Origin of the sequence: Photobacterium minamisatsumaniensis (genome assembly GCF_050336695.1) — a bacterium.
GTDB lineage: Bacteria > Pseudomonadota > Gammaproteobacteria > Enterobacterales > Vibrionaceae > Photobacterium > Photobacterium minamisatsumaniensis.
Genome location: NZ_JAKJSI010000022.1, coordinates 1 through 15,657, shown reverse-complemented (window position 1 = coordinate 15,657; position 15,657 = coordinate 1). Strand labels below are relative to the sequence as shown.

At 41.5% G+C, this 15,657-nt stretch carries 16 protein-coding genes, 4 tRNA genes and 2 pseudogenes; 18 read left to right on the top strand and 4 right to left on the bottom strand.

Annotated features, from left to right (window positions below):
• Positions 1-201: 201 nt before the first annotated feature.
• From L4D78_RS12155 to L4D78_RS12110, 10 genes and pseudogenes are all read left to right on the top strand, one after another.
• Positions 202-753 (top strand): YtfJ family protein, encoded by a 552-nt coding sequence (locus L4D78_RS12155; RefSeq protein WP_428467171.1) that lies wholly within the window; start codon positions 202-204, stop codon positions 751-753.
• A gap of 425 nt (positions 754-1,178) precedes the next feature.
• Positions 1,179-1,787, top strand: a complete 609-nt coding sequence (gene zrgA / locus L4D78_RS12150) for a zinc uptake protein ZrgA (protein ID WP_428467170.1) — start codon at positions 1,179-1,181, stop codon at positions 1,785-1,787.
• A 47-nt stretch (positions 1,788-1,834) separates the two neighbouring features.
• The gene (locus L4D78_RS12145; RefSeq protein WP_428467169.1) at positions 1,835-2,527 is read left to right on the top strand and encodes an ATP-binding cassette domain-containing protein; all 693 of its coding nucleotides are present in this window, start codon (positions 1,835-1,837) and stop codon (positions 2,525-2,527) included.
• Entirely contained in the window at positions 2,524-3,783 is a 1,260-nt protein-coding gene (locus tag L4D78_RS12140) for an ABC transporter permease (RefSeq protein ID WP_428467168.1), read from the top strand. Before L4D78_RS12145 ends, L4D78_RS12140 begins: the two co-directional genes overlap by 4 nt.
• A 6-nt stretch (positions 3,784-3,789) precedes the next feature.
• Positions 3,790-4,272 (top strand): DUF3299 domain-containing protein, encoded by a 483-nt coding sequence (locus L4D78_RS12135; RefSeq protein ID WP_428467167.1) that lies wholly within the window; start codon positions 3,790-3,792, stop codon positions 4,270-4,272.
• 117 nt (positions 4,273-4,389) lie between these two features.
• Positions 4,390-5,256 (top strand): TIGR03899 family protein, encoded by an 867-nt coding sequence (locus L4D78_RS12130; protein WP_428467166.1) that lies wholly within the window; start codon positions 4,390-4,392, stop codon positions 5,254-5,256.
• A 247-nt stretch (positions 5,257-5,503) separates the two neighbouring features.
• Positions 5,504-6,376 (top strand): annotated as a pseudogene (locus tag L4D78_RS12125) (IS982 family transposase).
• A gap of 494 nt (positions 6,377-6,870) precedes the next feature.
• Entirely contained in the window at positions 6,871-7,176 is a 306-nt protein-coding gene (locus L4D78_RS12120; RefSeq protein ID WP_428467165.1) for a helix-turn-helix domain-containing protein, read from the top strand.
• 339 nt (positions 7,177-7,515) lie between these two features.
• Positions 7,516-8,004: a helix-turn-helix domain-containing protein gene (locus L4D78_RS12115; RefSeq protein WP_428467164.1), complete on the top strand. Its 489-nt coding sequence runs from the start codon at positions 7,516-7,518 to the stop codon at positions 8,002-8,004.
• Positions 8,005-8,369: 365 nt separating this feature from the next.
• Positions 8,370-8,654: pseudogene (locus L4D78_RS12110) on the top strand (transposase); the annotation flags it as partial.
• A gap of 228 nt (positions 8,655-8,882) precedes the next feature.
• Here L4D78_RS12110 and L4D78_RS12105 read toward each other — a convergent pair.
• From L4D78_RS12105 to L4D78_RS12090, 4 genes are all read right to left on the bottom strand, one after another.
• Complete coding sequence (locus L4D78_RS12105) at positions 8,883-9,068, bottom strand: hypothetical protein (protein WP_428467163.1); 186 nt, start codon at positions 9,066-9,068, stop codon at positions 8,883-8,885.
• Positions 9,069-9,220: 152 nt separating this feature from the next.
• A complete protein-coding gene (locus L4D78_RS12100) occupies positions 9,221-9,850 on the bottom strand; it encodes a nicotinamidase (protein WP_428467162.1) in 630 nt (209 codons plus the stop codon).
• An 8-nt stretch (positions 9,851-9,858) separates the two neighbouring features.
• Positions 9,859-11,208, bottom strand: a complete 1,350-nt coding sequence (gene pssA / locus L4D78_RS12095) for a CDP-diacylglycerol--serine O-phosphatidyltransferase (RefSeq protein WP_428467161.1) — start codon at positions 11,206-11,208, stop codon at positions 9,859-9,861.
• A 131-nt stretch (positions 11,209-11,339) separates the two neighbouring features.
• Entirely contained in the window at positions 11,340-11,765 is a 426-nt protein-coding gene (locus tag L4D78_RS12090; protein WP_428467160.1) for a GNAT family N-acetyltransferase, read from the bottom strand.
• A gap of 76 nt (positions 11,766-11,841) precedes the next feature.
• On the opposite strand from L4D78_RS12090, the gene murB reads away from it, so the two are divergent.
• The 8 genes from murB to L4D78_RS12050 all read left to right on the top strand — a co-directional run.
• Positions 11,842-12,882, top strand: coding sequence for a UDP-N-acetylmuramate dehydrogenase (murB, locus tag L4D78_RS12085; RefSeq protein ID WP_428467159.1), 1,041 nt, complete (start codon positions 11,842-11,844; stop codon positions 12,880-12,882).
• Positions 12,879-13,841 (top strand): bifunctional biotin--[acetyl-CoA-carboxylase] ligase/biotin operon repressor BirA, encoded by a 963-nt coding sequence (gene birA / locus L4D78_RS12080; RefSeq protein ID WP_428467158.1) that lies wholly within the window; start codon positions 12,879-12,881, stop codon positions 13,839-13,841. The genes murB and birA overlap by 4 nt, the downstream gene beginning before the upstream one ends.
• Complete coding sequence (locus L4D78_RS12075) at positions 13,841-14,572, top strand: type III pantothenate kinase (protein WP_428467157.1); 732 nt, start codon at positions 13,841-13,843, stop codon at positions 14,570-14,572. The genes birA and L4D78_RS12075 overlap by 1 nt, the downstream gene beginning before the upstream one ends.
• Before the next feature lie 96 nt (positions 14,573-14,668).
• Positions 14,669-14,744 (top strand) — tRNA-Thr (locus L4D78_RS12070).
• A 36-nt stretch (positions 14,745-14,780) separates the two neighbouring features.
• Positions 14,781-14,865: transfer RNA gene (locus tag L4D78_RS12065), tRNA-Tyr, on the top strand.
• A 40-nt stretch (positions 14,866-14,905) separates the two neighbouring features.
• A tRNA-Gly gene (locus L4D78_RS12060) sits at positions 14,906-14,980 on the top strand.
• Positions 14,981-14,992: 12 nt separating this feature from the next.
• A tRNA-Thr gene (locus L4D78_RS12055) sits at positions 14,993-15,068 on the top strand.
• A gap of 104 nt (positions 15,069-15,172) precedes the next feature.
• A partial coding sequence (locus L4D78_RS12050) for a GTP-binding protein (protein ID WP_428467156.1) occupies positions 15,173-15,657 on the top strand: 485 nt, incomplete at its 3' end.

The following is a 15,657-nucleotide window of genomic DNA, read 5'->3' as shown; positions in this document are numbered from 1 at the left end:
ATAAATAAAAGCAATTTTCTTGCCATCTTTTTTTCTTTAATGTCAGAGGCTAGATAAAATCTGTTTCGCACCTTGAATCGCCTTTTTAAGCAACTTTTTAACTATCTGTGTGATGGAACTCAAAAACCAACTACTGGTTTAACCAGTTCGCATTACTTATTCTAAGATAATGGAACCTCAATAAATTCTGGAATAAATACGATGAATAAGAAGCCTGCAATTGCTTTACTTGCTGCACTATTACCAACATTTACGATGGCACACAACCTAACGGTTGGTGAATCGCTGCCATCGGTATCTGTTGCTGATAAGGGAGAAATTTTGGTTCAGGATGATAAAATCGCTTACCAAGAATGGAATAGTAGCCAGTTAGCTGGCAAGGTGCGTATTATCCAAGCCATTGCTGGCCGTAGTGCCGCAAAAGCAATGAATGCAGAGCTAATGGCTGCCATCACGGATGCCGATTTCGCAGAAGGTATGTATCAAACAACCACCATCATTAATCAAGATGATGCTATGTGGGGAACAGGGGGCTTTGTTAAATCATCAGCTGAAGACAGTAAGCGTGATTTCTCATGGTCTTCAATGGTGCTTGATGGAAATGGGAAAGTACACGAGGCTTGGGAGCTAGCCGCTGAAAACTCCGCAATTATTGTGCTTGATAAAGAGAGTAACGTACTCTTTGTTAAAGAAGGTAAATTAACTAATAGCGAGATCCAAGAAGCCCTCAATTTAGTCAAAAAGAACCTCTAGCAAAGTAAATTATTACACTCTTCCTAACAAAGTCATGACCCATACAGTAAAGTGATGTTATATTATAACATCTTTGGGTCATGGCATTTGTGTATATACAGTGAGACAAGATTATTATCATAAGCCTCTGCTAGGACTCATGATCGGTTTAATGATAATCATTGGGCCAATATCAGTGCTCCACAAGATTGAGGCAGTTCAGAGCCATCACCACATTGAAAACTGCTCGATTTGCCATCTATTACATGCCGCTGTAACACCAACCCTATTACTTACGGCTGTTCATCATCCTCACCCTGATTTAGCTAACTTATTACCACAGCCCTTATGGTATACGATTGATTCCAGGCCAAATGCACGTTCCCCACCAATCGAATATAACTGAAATAATCGTTATATATTATTACCTAATTAGTGGAGTTAACATGAATACAATTAAAGCCCTGTCCTTATCATCTATAGCCATTACCTCTGTCCTATTTACTTCAGCGACACAAGCTGAGGAACATTTCCGTCAACACAATGCTCACGTACACGGTGTCGTTGAACTAAATGTTGCTCAAGATGGCAATCAAATTTTACTGGAGGTTACCGCTCCAGGCTCAGATGTGGTTGGTTTTGAGCATTCGCCACAAAATGATCAACAACAAACGTTACTGAAGAAAGCAATATCAACGCTTTCTGATACCAACTCATTATTTATTTTCCCAAAAGAGGCAAAATGCCAAGTTTCGGAAAAATCAATAACTGAAACCTTAACTGGGCATGATGGACATGGACACGACGAACATGGACACGACGAACATGGACACGACGAACATGGACACGACAAACATGGACATGACAAACATGGACACGGGGAGTTCAGTGCACAATATGTCTACACTTGCAACAATACAGAAAAATTAGAACATATTGACGTTCGATGGTTTGAATATTTCTCTTCAACCGAAAGCATCACCATAAATGCCATCACAGAAACAACACAACAAACAGGTAAACTGCTGCCTAGCAGCACGGTATTTAAATTCTAATGCATAAGGTCATGGGGAGCTTACGCTCCCTACCCAAAGGAAGAGACATGAAAACAATTGAGCTTAATAACCTCACTTTTCGCTGGCCCAATCAAAAGTACAATTTACTTGATATACCCTCGTTAATAATAGAAGAAGGCGAAAAAGTTTTTCTGAAAGGACCAAGCGGTAGTGGCAAGTCTAGCCTGCTAAGCCTTCTTGCTGGTATTTCCCAACCAACAACAGGCAATATAGCGTTATTGAGGCAGACATTTAGTCAGCTCAAATCTACACACCGTGATCAATTTAGAGCGGATAATATTGGTTATATTTTTCAGATGTTTAATTTGCTACCTTATTTATCAGTCATCGATAACGTATTACTTCCTTGCCGCTTTTCCAAAGAGCGCCGCCAACAGCTAGGAAAAGACATGCATGTCGAAGCCAAACGGCTACTTTCACAACTTCAGCTTCCTGATGATTGCCTCCAACGCCCTGTTAACGAGCTAAGTATTGGGCAACAACAACGCGTCGCAGCAGCAAGAGCATTGATTGGCTCCCCTAAACTGCTCATAGCTGATGAACCAACCTCGGCATTAGATCATGATAATAGAGAAGCATTTATCCAACTACTAATGGAAGAATGCGATCGTGCTAACATCACATTACTCTTTGTCAGTCATGATGAAACATTAGAAACTCTTTTCGACCGTAGTATTTCATTAAACACGATAAACCTTGCTGCGGGGGACCCCAAATGACCGCAATTATTCGGCTTGCACTTCAAAGCTTGGCTAACCGTAAGACCACTGCACTTTTGACATTATTAACAGTGGCCATCTCGGTAACCCTCCTTCTTGGGGTCGAAAGGGTAAGAACACAGGCAAAATCAAGTTTTTCCAATACTATATCCGAAACAGATCTAATCGTTGGTTCCCGGTCTGGTCAGGTTAACTTACTGCTTTATTCTGTATTTAGAATTGGTAATGCCACAAATAATATAGACTGGAAAAGTTATCAAGAAATAGCTAATCATCGATCAGTTAACTGGTCCATACCAATCTCCCTCGGTGACTCTCATAGAGGCTTCAGGGTTATAGGGACAACCCAAGCCTACTTTGAGCACTATAAGTATGGCCAAAAACAAGCTTTAGCATTTAAACAAGGAAAAGAGTTTAAGAGCCTGTTTGAAACAGTTATTGGTGCTGAAGTTGCGAAGAAACTTAATTACTCCATCGGTGATGAAGTAATCATTGCACATGGGATAAGCGATAAATCGTTCAATCGGCACGACAACCTTCCTTTCAAGATTGTTGGGATTTTAGATCCTACTGGAACACCTGTCGATAAGAGTGTCCATGTTACTCTTGAAGCTATAGAAGCTATACATGTCGGTTGGGAGAGCGGGGCTAATTTAGGAGCCAATCCATCACCAGAAACGCTGAAACAATATCAGTTTGAACCCAAGCAGATCACAGCATTCATGCTTGGTTTAAATTCAAAGATTCAGACTTTTGCCCTTCAAAGATATATTAATACTTATTCAAAAGAGCCACTTAGTGCAATCATGCCAGGTATCGCTCTCCATGAACTATGGGGAATGATGTCGATCGCAGAGCAAGCCCTTTTAGTCGTCTCAGGTTTTGTCGTAATCGCAGGATTACTAGGAATGTTAACAAGCTTGTTAACAAGCTTAAATGAGCGCAGGCGTGAAATGGCAATCCTACGTGCGATGGGGGCAAAACCAAGGCACATATTCTTTCTATTAATCAGTGAGGCTGCAGCTTTAACGGCCCTAGGGATTCTATTTGGCACAGCTCTACTTTATAGCCTTTTACTTGCTACTCAACCCTTACTTCAAGAGCAATTTGGTTTACTAATAGCAATTACACCGTTAACGTCACATGAGTTGATGCTGCTTGGCCTTGTACAGCTTTCAGGCATAATTGTAGGTACAATTCCTGCTATAAGAGCCTACCAACATTCATTATCAGATGGCATGACCATAAAGGTATAAATTAGAATGAAGAAATGGATAGTTTTACTTTGCTTCTGGCTACCAGTTACTAGCTTTGCTAACGAAATATTGACACTTGATTGGATAGACCTTGTTCCAGAAGAAGAACGTCAACAGTTTAACCAAAATCAAATGCCAATCCTTAACCATGACGGAGAAGGAGCTCAACAAACACTCGTTGGAAAAGTACGTGAAGAGTTAAATGGCAGTAAGGTTAAAATACCCGGCTTTGTAATTCCCCTAGAAGGAGATGATAAGGCCATTACAGAGTTCTTACTCGTACCGTATTTTGGAGCATGCATCCATGTTCCACCACCACCACCCAACCAGATCATTTACGTTAAATACCCTGATGGCGCACCTATCCAACAACTCTGGGATGTGGTTTACATTATAGGAACATTAAAAACTCAAACGATCAGCCATGAACTTGCAGAGGTCGGTTACCTTATAGAAGGAATCGATTTGCAAGAGTATGATGATATGTAATTAGCGCGAGAGCACCTACCAATAACCATGTTATTGGTAGGTCTCAACATTAAGAGATTTCGTTATTGGTTACATAAGTCGCGACTGATAAACATAGCAATCATTGCGAGGAAGATAATGAGTAACGATCAAACAGATCTGCCAACAATAGAATTAGTTAGTAAGCTACCGAAAGTAGGTGAGAAAATAAAGTCCAACGGCTCTGCTTGCAACTATATCGAGAAAATTGCAATTGAGTATGGTGTTAACTACCTAATAAACCCAAAAGATGAAAGTAATCTTCACCAGCGCAGTAAAGAGCGCTTAGAAAATGATAATAATCGGCAACAAGAAAACCTCGAAAAAATATTTAAGCTTACTAGTGATAATTATAAGACAATAAAAACGGCAAAGATCGACCCTGATTGGCTATTCCATTTTATATCAATAGCTAAAAACATTCGTAACCATTCAATGCAGCACTTATGGGCCAGAACACTAAAGCAAGAATTAACAATATCCAACTCAGTTTCACTTAAAACGCTTGATACACTTCGTAACATGACACATAAAGAAGCACAGATATTCCACCGAGCTTCAATGCTTTCCTGTCAAATCAGTAATGATAGCTGTAAAAAATTAGTAACGAGCTTAAAAATAAAACCATTTCTATTACCCCGCCTTTTTTCTACAAAAATTAAAAAGCTTAACCTCGGGTACTTCCAGCTACCCTACTCCGATGTACTGATTCTAATGGATTTAGGCTTATTAATTAAAACTGAACTTGAATCTGGTAGCTTAGAACCAAAAGTAAGCTTTCCCTTTCGCTATCAGCAGTACACATATAACCTCACACCAATACAAAAAGAAGTTAGCTTTACCTACTATCGTTTTTCACCAGTTGGGGAAGAACTAGCTGAGTTACTCGGTGAGAAAACCAATGAACCTTTCCGTGAGAGTATACTTGAGCTGATTAATACCTACTTTATAGTAGAAGCAAACTAAACCGTTCTAAATCAAACATCTCAATAAAGATGAGTTTACTCTCACACTCACACTCACACTCACACTCACACTCACACTCACACTCACACTCACACTCACACTCACACTTTCAAGCTTAACAATCCCGTAGTGAGATTGTTAAGTTTCTTAAAATCAGTTTAACTAACCTATGAACTCGGGAAAAAATAGAAGGGAACTAAAAGCTGGTTCAGTGATCAGATCAGGACTCATCACTTAGGAACCAGCTATGGATAAATTAGTAGACTTATCTTGCCAAGTCGATGACTTTTGTAAGGTTTTCCTATCTCAGTGGAAAAAATGCAACTGGAAAGTAGTGAACGTAAGCGCAACCGTAAAGGCCGAATGTCTGAAAGTGAAATAATGACCATCATTATTGCCTTCCATGTGTCCCATCAACGTGATTTCAAAAACTTTTACCTTGGTCTTATTCACCGGCATTAAAAAAGACTTTCCCACGTTACTCAGTTACACCCGCTTTCTTGAAGTGATGCCATCAGTACTTATTCCGTTGAGCTCCTTCTTTACATATATCAAAGGAGAACCGACAGGCATTGAATTTATTGATTCTACAAATATTAAGGTATGCCATAACCTACGCATTCCACGTCACAAAAACCGCAGCACGAGGTAAAGGCACCATGGACTGGTTCTATGGTTTTAAGCTTCACATTATAACCAATCATCTTGGAGATATTGTTGCCGCCAAGCTGCCCCCCGCGAATACTGATGACCGAAAGCCCGTTCGAGAGTTATCAAAAGGGCTACTCGATAAGCTTTATGCTGATAAAGGCTATATCAGTAAAGCACTGACTGAAGATTTAAAAGAAGAGGGTATAACCCTAATTACGATTCATCGTAAGAACATGAAACCTAGGTGTTAGCCGCTTGGGATAGAGCAATGCTGTCAAAACGGTTCATTATAGAAACCATTAATGACCAGTTGAAAAACATCTCTCAGATAGAGCACTCTCGGCACAGGAGTTTACATGGGTTTATGTTGAACTTGCTTGGTGGGCTAATTGCTTATTGTTTGAAACCAGAAAAGCCATCGCTAAACATCACAAACACTGAGAAACCAGGGTTGATGGTGATGGCTTAAACTGATCTGAGGTTAACTAGTATGAATCATTATAAGAGAGGCCAGCTCACTAACTGATATTCATGCCCATATTACGACATAATTTGCCAAGATCTACCCCCATGCCATGGTTCGATATATTATCGCCGTCGCACTCTCCAAACAAAGGAGCTAAGGAGCGATGATTGTTCCATCGTCCAACAAACCCAATCATGCGGTTGTGTAATAGATCGTGAGGATTGGCACACTAAGGATATAGTTATATTTTTACAATGTCCGCACCATAAAAGTCCGACCCTATTACCCTAAATTAAATCCAATAGAACAAATATGGTGTTAAATAATGCAGCTTAGCTAACCAACTATTCAAGGATGATTGAGAAGGACTCTAAGCTTAGAAACACTTTATAGAGAGCAACAAAGGATGACAGGAATCCTTTTAAAAAGTCGATTTATACCAATTTAAGTAAAAATATGATCTAATTGAGGTTACTCCTTCAAACAGTCAAATCGCTATGGATAGCCTCAATAATATCGACTTCAAAAAAGTAGCAAGCCAACAAAAAACGATTCAAATGAAAATGAGACTGCTCGCGCTTGCCCACTTCAAAGAAGGGAACTCCCGTACACAAATTGCCAAGTTTCTCAAAGTCAGTAGGACTAGTGTCAATAAATGGGTTCATACCTTTCTTGAAGAAGGTCTTGATGGACTACAAGAGAAACCAAGAACTGGCAAACCTGCATTCTTAACACCAGCCCGAAAGAACAACTCGCTCAATGCATCAAAGAGAAAACCAACGATCCACAAAGCGGTAGGTTAACTGGGGCTGATATCCATACCTATATAGCGCAGAAATTTGGCAAGCAAAACACAACAACACGGCTTTGGGCGCAACGTGGGACACGGCCTAGAGCGGTTCGGCAACAACAGTTCGATTATGCATATCTGTTTGGCTCCGTTTGCCCGAGCCTAGGGGTCGGTGAAGCAATTGTCGTACCTTGGGTCAACAAGGAGATCATGATCGAGCACCTAAAGCAAATATCAAAAACCAATCAAAGCTTTAAAGATTACGGTGATATTGTTGATAAGGTATGTGTAATACCAATCTAAGTAAGAATATGAWCTAATTGGGGTTACTMCTTCAGATAGTCAAATCGCTATGGATAGCCTCAATAAAATCGACKTTAAAAAGTTAGCAAGCCAACAAAAAACTCTTCAAATGAAAATGAGGCTGCTCGCGCTTGCCCACTTCAAAGAAGGGCACTCCCGCACACAAATTGCCAAGTTTCTCAARGTCAGTAGGACCAGTGTCARTAAATGGGTTCATAGCTTTCTTGAAGAAGGTCTTGATGGACTACAAGAGAAACCAAGAACTGGCAGACYCGCATTCTTAACATCAGCTCAGAAAGAGCAACTCGCCCAATACATCAAAGATAAAGCCCATGATCCACAAGGCGGTAGGTTAACTGGGGCTGATATMCATACCTATATAGTGCAGAAATTTGGCAAGCACTATCACCCTGATTCTATTTMTTATTTATTGGGTCATATGGGRKTTTCATGGATCACATCTCGCTCCAAACACCCAAAACAATGCCAAGCAACTCAAGACGCTTTTAAAAAATTKCCTACTGGAAACGATCCGTAACATCCCCGGTCATGTACGCYTTKAGCAAGTTGATGTCTGGTTTCAAWATGAGGCTAGATTTGGCCAACAGAACACAACAACGCGGCTTTGGGCGCAGCGTGGGACTCGGCCTAGAGCAATTCGGCAACAACAATTTGATTATGCATATTTGTTTGGAKCAGTTTGTCCAAGCCGAGGGATCGGGGAAGCTATCGTCGTACCTTGGGTCAACAAAGAGATCATGACCGAGCACCTAATACCAATCTGGATAAGTAATTGATCTAAGTATTACGCAGGAARAATTGTTGTTATCAAKGCAGAGATTGCAGTAACTAGTGGCTCTAATTACAAAATCTCTAATGTAGAGAACAGCGGTTTTAACCAGTAAGACTGATCAAGTACTTRTGTAGGTTGGTATAAAACAAATATCAGCAGCCACYCAAGAAACTCGGTACGCAGTTGTCATTATGGACGGTGCTGGGTGGCATACTGCAGATATTGCCGATAAGTTTGAKAACATTAGCCTCATTAAACTTCCACCGTATTCACCGGAGTTGAATCCTATCGAACAAGTGTGGAGTTGGTTAAGGCAGCACTGCTTAGCCAATCAAAGTTTTAAAGATTACGGTGACAYTGTTGATAAGGTATGTGCCGCTTGGAACCAGTTTTGACCATTATTTGATGACTTTGAAAAAATCGATTCTAAGCCTTCTGAATAATGTGCCATCCCCCTCCTTGAATGTTTGAATTTAGTAAACAGTATTGCCGCATTCAACTTCATTCCTGTTATATTGGATTTAATTCAGAGCAATAGGACGGGATTTAGAATCATCGCATCGACTACAGCGTCAATTGCCAACCCTGCACCATCCATGACAACTGTTTCTGTTATATCGATATCAAGAAACTCGATCTTTCTGTTTGAGGTTATTTTGCTCTCCTCCCAAAATACGGCCCCATTTATTAAAGTTGGTTCGACTGATTTTTAGAAATTTAGCGATCTCAATGCGAGTAGATTCTTCTTTGAAGTAGTTAATTGCATCTTCATAGAGTCGGTTTTGACGTGATAGTTTAAGATTATCCATAGGATTACTATTGTATTTCAGGCACGAAAACTAGCTAATATTTTTAGAGTGTCGGATATTAGAGGTATAGCGGTTTACTAAAGTGAGGGTGTATTGGAAGCAGGCTAGGAGGTAATTAGTGTGAGCCTCTTTTTAGAAGCTCACGCAATGAGTTATAGATAAGATCTTATATTTCCAAGATTGTTTGCGATATAAATGCCTGCTTTTAGCATTTCTTCACAAGCTTTCTTCGTGGTGTTTTCACTGAGCCCTCGACAAGCTTCAAGGTTTACAATGACCTTGAATAACCCCGTAGCTTGCAGCTGAAGTGCTGTTGTCTTCACGCAATAATCTGTGGCAAGACCACCAACAAGAACTGTTGTTACGTGCTTTGCTAACAGCCATTCGATAAGGCCAGTGCTGAGCTTCTCATTAAGGTCATGATAGCAAGCGCCATATGGGTGAAGATCAGGTTCGATCCCTTTCCATATGACATGATCATACTCAGTGAGTGGTGGAAGCTGAGGGATTATTTCGAACCCCTTTGTTCCTGGAACAGCATGGCTAACCCAAGTAAGATCAGCATTAGGATAATTGAGAGGCTTCAGCATTTCGTCATGCGACTCAACGGCCCATACTGCTCCATGGGGATGCGCATCTTTACTTAGTACACGGTAATCTGCTAAGGAAGCTTGAGCATTTAACGCGGGACCAATTGTATCGCCGTCATTCACTGGTAACTCATTAGGGCATAGCGGAGTAAATGTTTTTTGAGGATCAACATCAATAGCAGCGATAGTCATATTTGTTCCTAGAGAATCTGATTAAGTATATGGTCTGCTTTAATTCGACGAATACGCTTAATTAGCTTTCTAACCGGAGCTGGATAAGCATCAATTTTATCAATGTCCTTGTAGCAACCAATTAGTTGTGTATGACTCAGGATACAGTCAAGCTCTTGCTGCTTCTGATCTGCAAGCAATTGGTTTTTATCATGGACCAAAATGGCATTTTCAAGATCAAGTTTCCACGCTCTTGGGTTTAGGTTGTTCCCCGTGATCAGCATATAACTGCGATCTACCCAGACACCTTTTAAATGGAAACTATTATCATTATGTTTCCATAGGTGGATAGCAAGTTGACGCCGAGCCATAGAGGCTTCATTTTGCTTTGCAAAGTTACGTAGATTCACTTCATAAAGATACGGTAAACCAGCAATGGTTTTAAAGGGCTCATTTGGTGGAATATAGAAATCATTTGCTGTTTTATCACCAACGATGATTGTAACTTTAACACCTCGGCGTAATGCCCTTTTAACTTCACGGCTAATGCTTCTTGGGAAGTTAAAATAAGGGGTACAAATAGTAAGCTCAGTTTTAGCACTCGCAACGAGTGTACAAATATGCTGGTTTAGCTTGTTTTTACGTTTACCTAGCCCGACAAGTGGCGTTAAGCCGACCTCGTCTTTGGAAATGGTTTCAGGTGAAAACTGATAGCTAGCTCGTTGCAGCTTATGGCGAAGATCTTTTATCGCCCCTTTTAGAGACTTGGTCTCAGGTCGCTTGTTTTGACTTAAGCAATTAACTGCCTCGCTGTTAACGAGAGTCTCGACAATAAAGTTCGCCATGCTGTCAGCAAGCTGTGCGTTATGAATTACGTGATAGCGATCATAACGATAACGTTGGTGTTGTGCGAGATAGACATCATTAAGGCTTGCACCACTGTAGATGACTTTATCGTCGACGACAAAGCCCTTAAGATGAAGGACACCAAATACTTCACGATTACGAACAGGAACCCCAAGAACATTGATTTGATGTTCATATCGCTCTGAAAATTCGCGATAAAGTGCAGCGTTACCATCAGACTGTGCCGCGCCAATTAACCCTCTTTGAGCACGATGCCAGTCGACAAGTACTTTTATATCAAGAGCCGGATTGAGTTGTTTAGCATCATAGAGAGCGGTCAGAATATCTCGGCCAGCTTCGTCGTCCTGTAGATATAGGGCAACTAAATAAATGCGCTTAGTAGCGTTGGAGATCTCTGTGTGTAGACGTTCACGGAACGATCCTGCATCAAGAAGTGTCTCTAAATCTTCTGGCTTGTGTGCAATACACGGCAGTTGCTCAATGCGTTGCTTGTTAGCAATAGCTGAATCCATTATCGCCTCGTTTACGCGACCTATATATTAGGAGGAGTCGGTGAATTAAGGGTGCAATTATAACAGAAAAAAGGCGTAGTCCATCTATACCTGCACTGGCTTCTGTCACGGATGACTTAATTAAGTGTAAATTAGTGTACGAACCGCATTGGAATAAGTGCTTTACCCGATTGGCGATAACGTTCAATTCGACTTTTTAATGACTCTGGTAGAGCGCTATCAGAGATAATTTGAAAGCCAGCTCGTTGATAAAAACTTTCAAGATGTGAAAACGCAAAACAGAAACATGTTTTTTGACTGATTTGCAGCTTAGAAGCTTGAACCAATTGTTGCCCAACACCAAGCTCTCGTATAGATGGATGAACAAGCATGCCTGTTAATAGTTGATAATTATCAAATTGCTTGAATCTTACGCAACATTGAATGCCATTATCATTTTCTCCAACCCATATGACTTCATCTCTTTTAGCTTTGCCTGCGGGATAATGGGCTTTATACAAACGGTTAATTAAAGGGAATCGTAACGGCTCTAAAGGGTGAAATCTGAAATCGTTCATTGTTAAAACACTGCGTCGCGTGATTGAATCAGTTAAAATGCAATACTTAGTATAAAAGGAATGGGTTAGAAATAGCATGAAAGTTTTGCAGGATAGGTCGCTAGCGCCTTTTCATACATTTGGTATTGATGTTAAAGCTAGGCACATTGTCGAGGCTGAAACCGCAGATGAGTTGATATCTATCTGGCAGAGTGAGTGCTATCAAACAATTCCTAAACTCATTGTTGGGCAAGGCAGTAATCTTTTATTCTGTGAGGAATATTCTGGTGTAATTGTTCTTAACCGCATAAAAGGCGTCGATATCACCGAGACTGAATCCTCATTCCTATTACATATTGGTGCTGGGGAGGATTGGCATCAGCTTGTCAAAATGACGGTTGAGCAAGGAATGCCAGGATTAGAAAATTTGGCATTAATTCCTGGTTGTGTTGGGTCATCACCCATTCAAAATATTGGTGCTTATGGTGTTGAGCTAAAAGATATCTGTCAATACGTAGATATTATTGATCTAGCGACTGGATTGATACAGCGCTTAAAGAACGAGGAGTGCGGCTTTGGTTATCGAGAGTCTGTTTTTAAGCGTGAGCTAAAAAGCTCACACGCCATAATAGCCGTTGGGATCGAGCTAACAAAGGCATGGCAGCCAAACATTAGTTATGGGCCGCTAGCAAAGTTTGATCAAAATACCGTTACAGCGAGTGATATTTTTCATGAGGTGTGCCTAATTCGGCGCAGTAAACTACCTGACCCCGCGAAAATGGGTAATGCTGGAAGCTTTTTTAAAAATCCCGTTATTTCTTCGGAAAAAGCATCGAGGCTAATCTATCAACATCCTGATATACCGATGTATCCACAGCCAAGTGGAGAGGTAAAGGTAGCTGCGGGCTGGCTGATTGACCAATGTAGTCTGAAAGGCTTTCAAGTTGGCGGTGCACGAGTCCATGATCATCAAGCTCTAGTCCTAGTGAATTATCACCGTGCATCATCCGATGACATCATCGCTTTAGCGTGGCACGTGATACATACTGTTGAGGCTAAATTTGGTATTACCCTCGAACATGAAGTACGTTTTATGTCCTCCTCAGATGAAATACTTATTACGGAGTTAGCTCAATGAGAGAGCATTCAACTCGATTAGCATTGATTGGGTTATTAGCCGACGGTGATTTTCATTCTGGTGAAGTTTTGGGGGTTGAACTTGGAATCTCACGAGCCGCAATAAGTAAACATATCAAGGCGTTGCAATCTTGGGGAGTAGACGTCTACCGAGTGCAGGGAAAAGGTTACCGCCTGTCAACAAAACTGGAACTCCTTGATTGCGATAAGATTCTGGCTCATGTAAAGTGCGAGAGCCTTGATGTGATCCCTGTGATTGATTCTACTAATCAGTACCTGTTAGAAAAAGTCGGCCAGTTACCATCAGGGGCCACATGTATTGCTGAATACCAGCAAGCTGGCCGAGGCCGGCGAGGTCGTCAATGGTTATCTCCATTTGGTAGTAACTTGTATTTATCGATGTACTGGCGTTTAGACGCAGGTATGGCTGCAGCAATGGGCTTGAGTTTAGTGGTTGGTGTTGCTATTGCTGAAACCCTGGAGTCGTTAGGCGCTGAAGGTATTCGAGTAAAGTGGCCAAATGACCTTTACCACCATGACAAAAAAATGGCGGGAATACTAATTGAAATGACTGGGCAGTCGGGTGAAGCCGCTCATCTAGTCATCGGCATGGGATTAAATATTGCGATGCCTGAACAAGAAGGTGCAGGTATCGACCAAGCTTGGACTAACTTGTCACAAGCTTGCCATAAGCTTCCGGAGCGGAATAAATTAGCTGCGACCCTAATTCATCAATTACAGCAGACATTAGCTGAATATGAAGTGTTGGGGCTCGACGGTTTTACTGATCGCTGGAATCGATTAGATAACTTTTTGGATCGCCCTGTTAAATTATTGATTGGTGAACGTGTAGTTGAAGGAATTGCTCGCGGTATCAATAACCAAGGGGCGTTATTACTTGAAACCGAGGGTGTTGTTACGCCTTACCTCGGTGGAGAAATCAGCCTTAGAGGTTGTTAATGCAGATTTTGATTGAAGCGGGCAACACTTATGTCAAAGTTGCCCACTTATTTGACAACGGTAATTTTGAGTTATTAGGCCGTTACCCAAGTCGTAAACTGGAAATGGTACTTGAACCGTTACTGGAGAATGGAGTTACCAGAATTGTTTTTGCCAGCGTTGGCCCCGTTGAAGTTGATAACTCAATTCAGCGTATTTCACAATTGGCGAATATTCCTGTCCTACAAGTTAAAACACTCAAAAAAGATTTTGGTGTAAAAAACGCTTATAGCGAATACCAGTATTTAGGGGTTGATCGTTGGCTCACTCTCGTTGCGATTCGGCAAGAGTTTAAAAAACCAACAGTGATAGTGGATATAGGTACTGCGCTTACCTTTGATGTAATGTCTGAAGAAGGTAAGCATCTAGGTGGATGGATTGCTCCTGGGTATCAACTCATGATGAAATCGGTGTTGGAAAACACAACAAAGGTATTTTCTGACCGAGATCATAATGATGAACTTGTTTTTGCTGACAATACTGCCGATGGCTTAAAAAATGGTTGCCGTGCAGCCTTGGTTGGCTTAATTGAATTCGGCCTATCTCAAGCTCGAGAACGGTTGAAAACTGAACCGGAAGTGATCTTGTGTGGAGGCGGGGTTCGCCATTTACCTATTTCATGGGGTAAGCGCTTTAATCATCGTTCAGACTTGGTACTGGAAGGTCTTGCTTTGTATGCAAAATGCCGATAATGGTGTTTTTTTCGGCGAGAAGATAAAAGTCGGAAAAAAAACTGCTTAAAGGTATTGCAAGGTTTTCGATAGTTCTCTAGAATGCGCAGCACTTGGGCCGACTTAGCTCAGTAGGTAGAGCAACTGACTTGTAATCAGTAGGTCACCAGTTCGATTCCGGTAGTCGGCACCACTTTCTCCTAAATGAGTGAAAGTGTAGAAACAATTTGGAGGGGTTCCCGAGTGGCCAAAGGGATCAGACTGTAAATCTGACGGCTCCGCCTTCGATGGTTCGAATCCATCTCCCTCCACCATTTTCAAATGATTGAAATAGCTTAACGAGTGACGAGTTTCGCGGGCATCGTATAATGGCTATTACCTCAGCCTTCCAAGCTGATGATGCGGGTTCGATTCCCGCTGCCCGCTCCACATTTCTTGTGTGCTGATATAGCTCAGTTGGTAGAGCGCACCCTTGGTAAGGGTGAGGTCGGCGGTTCGACTCCGCCTATTAGCACCACTCTCTCTTCAAGTCAGTTCAATCCTTTTGATATATACTCTACAAACCCATGATTGGTTGTGTGGTCGTAATGCCACCAAATACCGTGCCTAGAGGGACTATCCATGTCTAAAGAAAAATTCGAACGCGTAAAACCGCACGTTAACGTTGGTACTATCGGCCACGTTGACCACGGTAAAACAACTCTAACTGCTGCTATCTGTACTACGCTTGCTAAAGTGTACGGTGGTGACGCTAAAGACTTCGCTTCTATCGATAACGCTCCAGAAGAGCGCGAGCGTGGTATCACAATCTCTACTTCTCACGTAGAGTACGATACCCCATCTCGTCACTACGCACACGTTGACTGTCCTGGACACGCCGATTATGTTAAAAACATGATCACAGGTGCTGCTCAAATGGATGGTGGTATTCTAGTTGTTGCTGCAACTGATGGTCCTATGCCACAGACGCGTGAGCACATCCTTCTTGGTCGTCAGGTTGGTATCCCTTACATCATCGTATTCATGAACAAATGTGACATGGTTGATGATGAAGAGCTACTAGAACTAGTAGAGATGGAAGTTCGTGAACTTCTTTCTGAGTACGA

What these genes read in the sequence shown, in the direction of transcription:
- pssA (WP_428467161.1), bottom strand. Translation starts at nt 11,208, where the DNA reads ATGGATTCAGCTATTGCTAACAAGCAACGCATTGAGCAACTGCCGTGT.
- L4D78_RS12100 (WP_428467162.1), bottom strand. Translation starts at nt 9,850, where the DNA reads ATGACTATCGCTGCTATTGATGTTGATCCTCAAAAAACATTTACTCCG.
- birA (WP_428467158.1), top strand. Translation starts at nt 12,879, where the DNA reads ATGAGAGAGCATTCAACTCGATTAGCATTGATTGGGTTATTAGCCGAC.
- murB (WP_428467159.1), top strand. Translation starts at nt 11,842, where the DNA reads ATGAAAGTTTTGCAGGATAGGTCGCTAGCGCCTTTTCATACATTTGGT.
- L4D78_RS12130 (WP_428467166.1), top strand. Translation starts at nt 4,390, where the DNA reads ATGAGTAACGATCAAACAGATCTGCCAACAATAGAATTAGTTAGTAAG.
- L4D78_RS12075 (WP_428467157.1), top strand. Translation starts at nt 13,841, where the DNA reads ATGCAGATTTTGATTGAAGCGGGCAACACTTATGTCAAAGTTGCCCAC.
- zrgA (WP_428467170.1), top strand. Translation starts at nt 1,179, where the DNA reads ATGAATACAATTAAAGCCCTGTCCTTATCATCTATAGCCATTACCTCT.
- L4D78_RS12090 (WP_428467160.1), bottom strand. Translation starts at nt 11,765, where the DNA reads ATGAACGATTTCAGATTTCACCCTTTAGAGCCGTTACGATTCCCTTTA.
- L4D78_RS12145 (WP_428467169.1), top strand. Translation starts at nt 1,835, where the DNA reads ATGAAAACAATTGAGCTTAATAACCTCACTTTTCGCTGGCCCAATCAA.
- L4D78_RS12135 (WP_428467167.1), top strand. Translation starts at nt 3,790, where the DNA reads ATGAAGAAATGGATAGTTTTACTTTGCTTCTGGCTACCAGTTACTAGC.
- L4D78_RS12155 (WP_428467171.1), top strand. Translation starts at nt 202, where the DNA reads ATGAATAAGAAGCCTGCAATTGCTTTACTTGCTGCACTATTACCAACA.
- L4D78_RS12140 (WP_428467168.1), top strand. Translation starts at nt 2,524, where the DNA reads ATGACCGCAATTATTCGGCTTGCACTTCAAAGCTTGGCTAACCGTAAG.
- L4D78_RS12105 (WP_428467163.1), bottom strand. Translation starts at nt 9,068, where the DNA reads ATGGATAATCTTAAACTATCACGTCAAAACCGACTCTATGAAGATGCA.
- L4D78_RS12120 (WP_428467165.1), top strand. Translation starts at nt 6,871, where the DNA reads ATGGATAGCCTCAATAATATCGACTTCAAAAAAGTAGCAAGCCAACAA.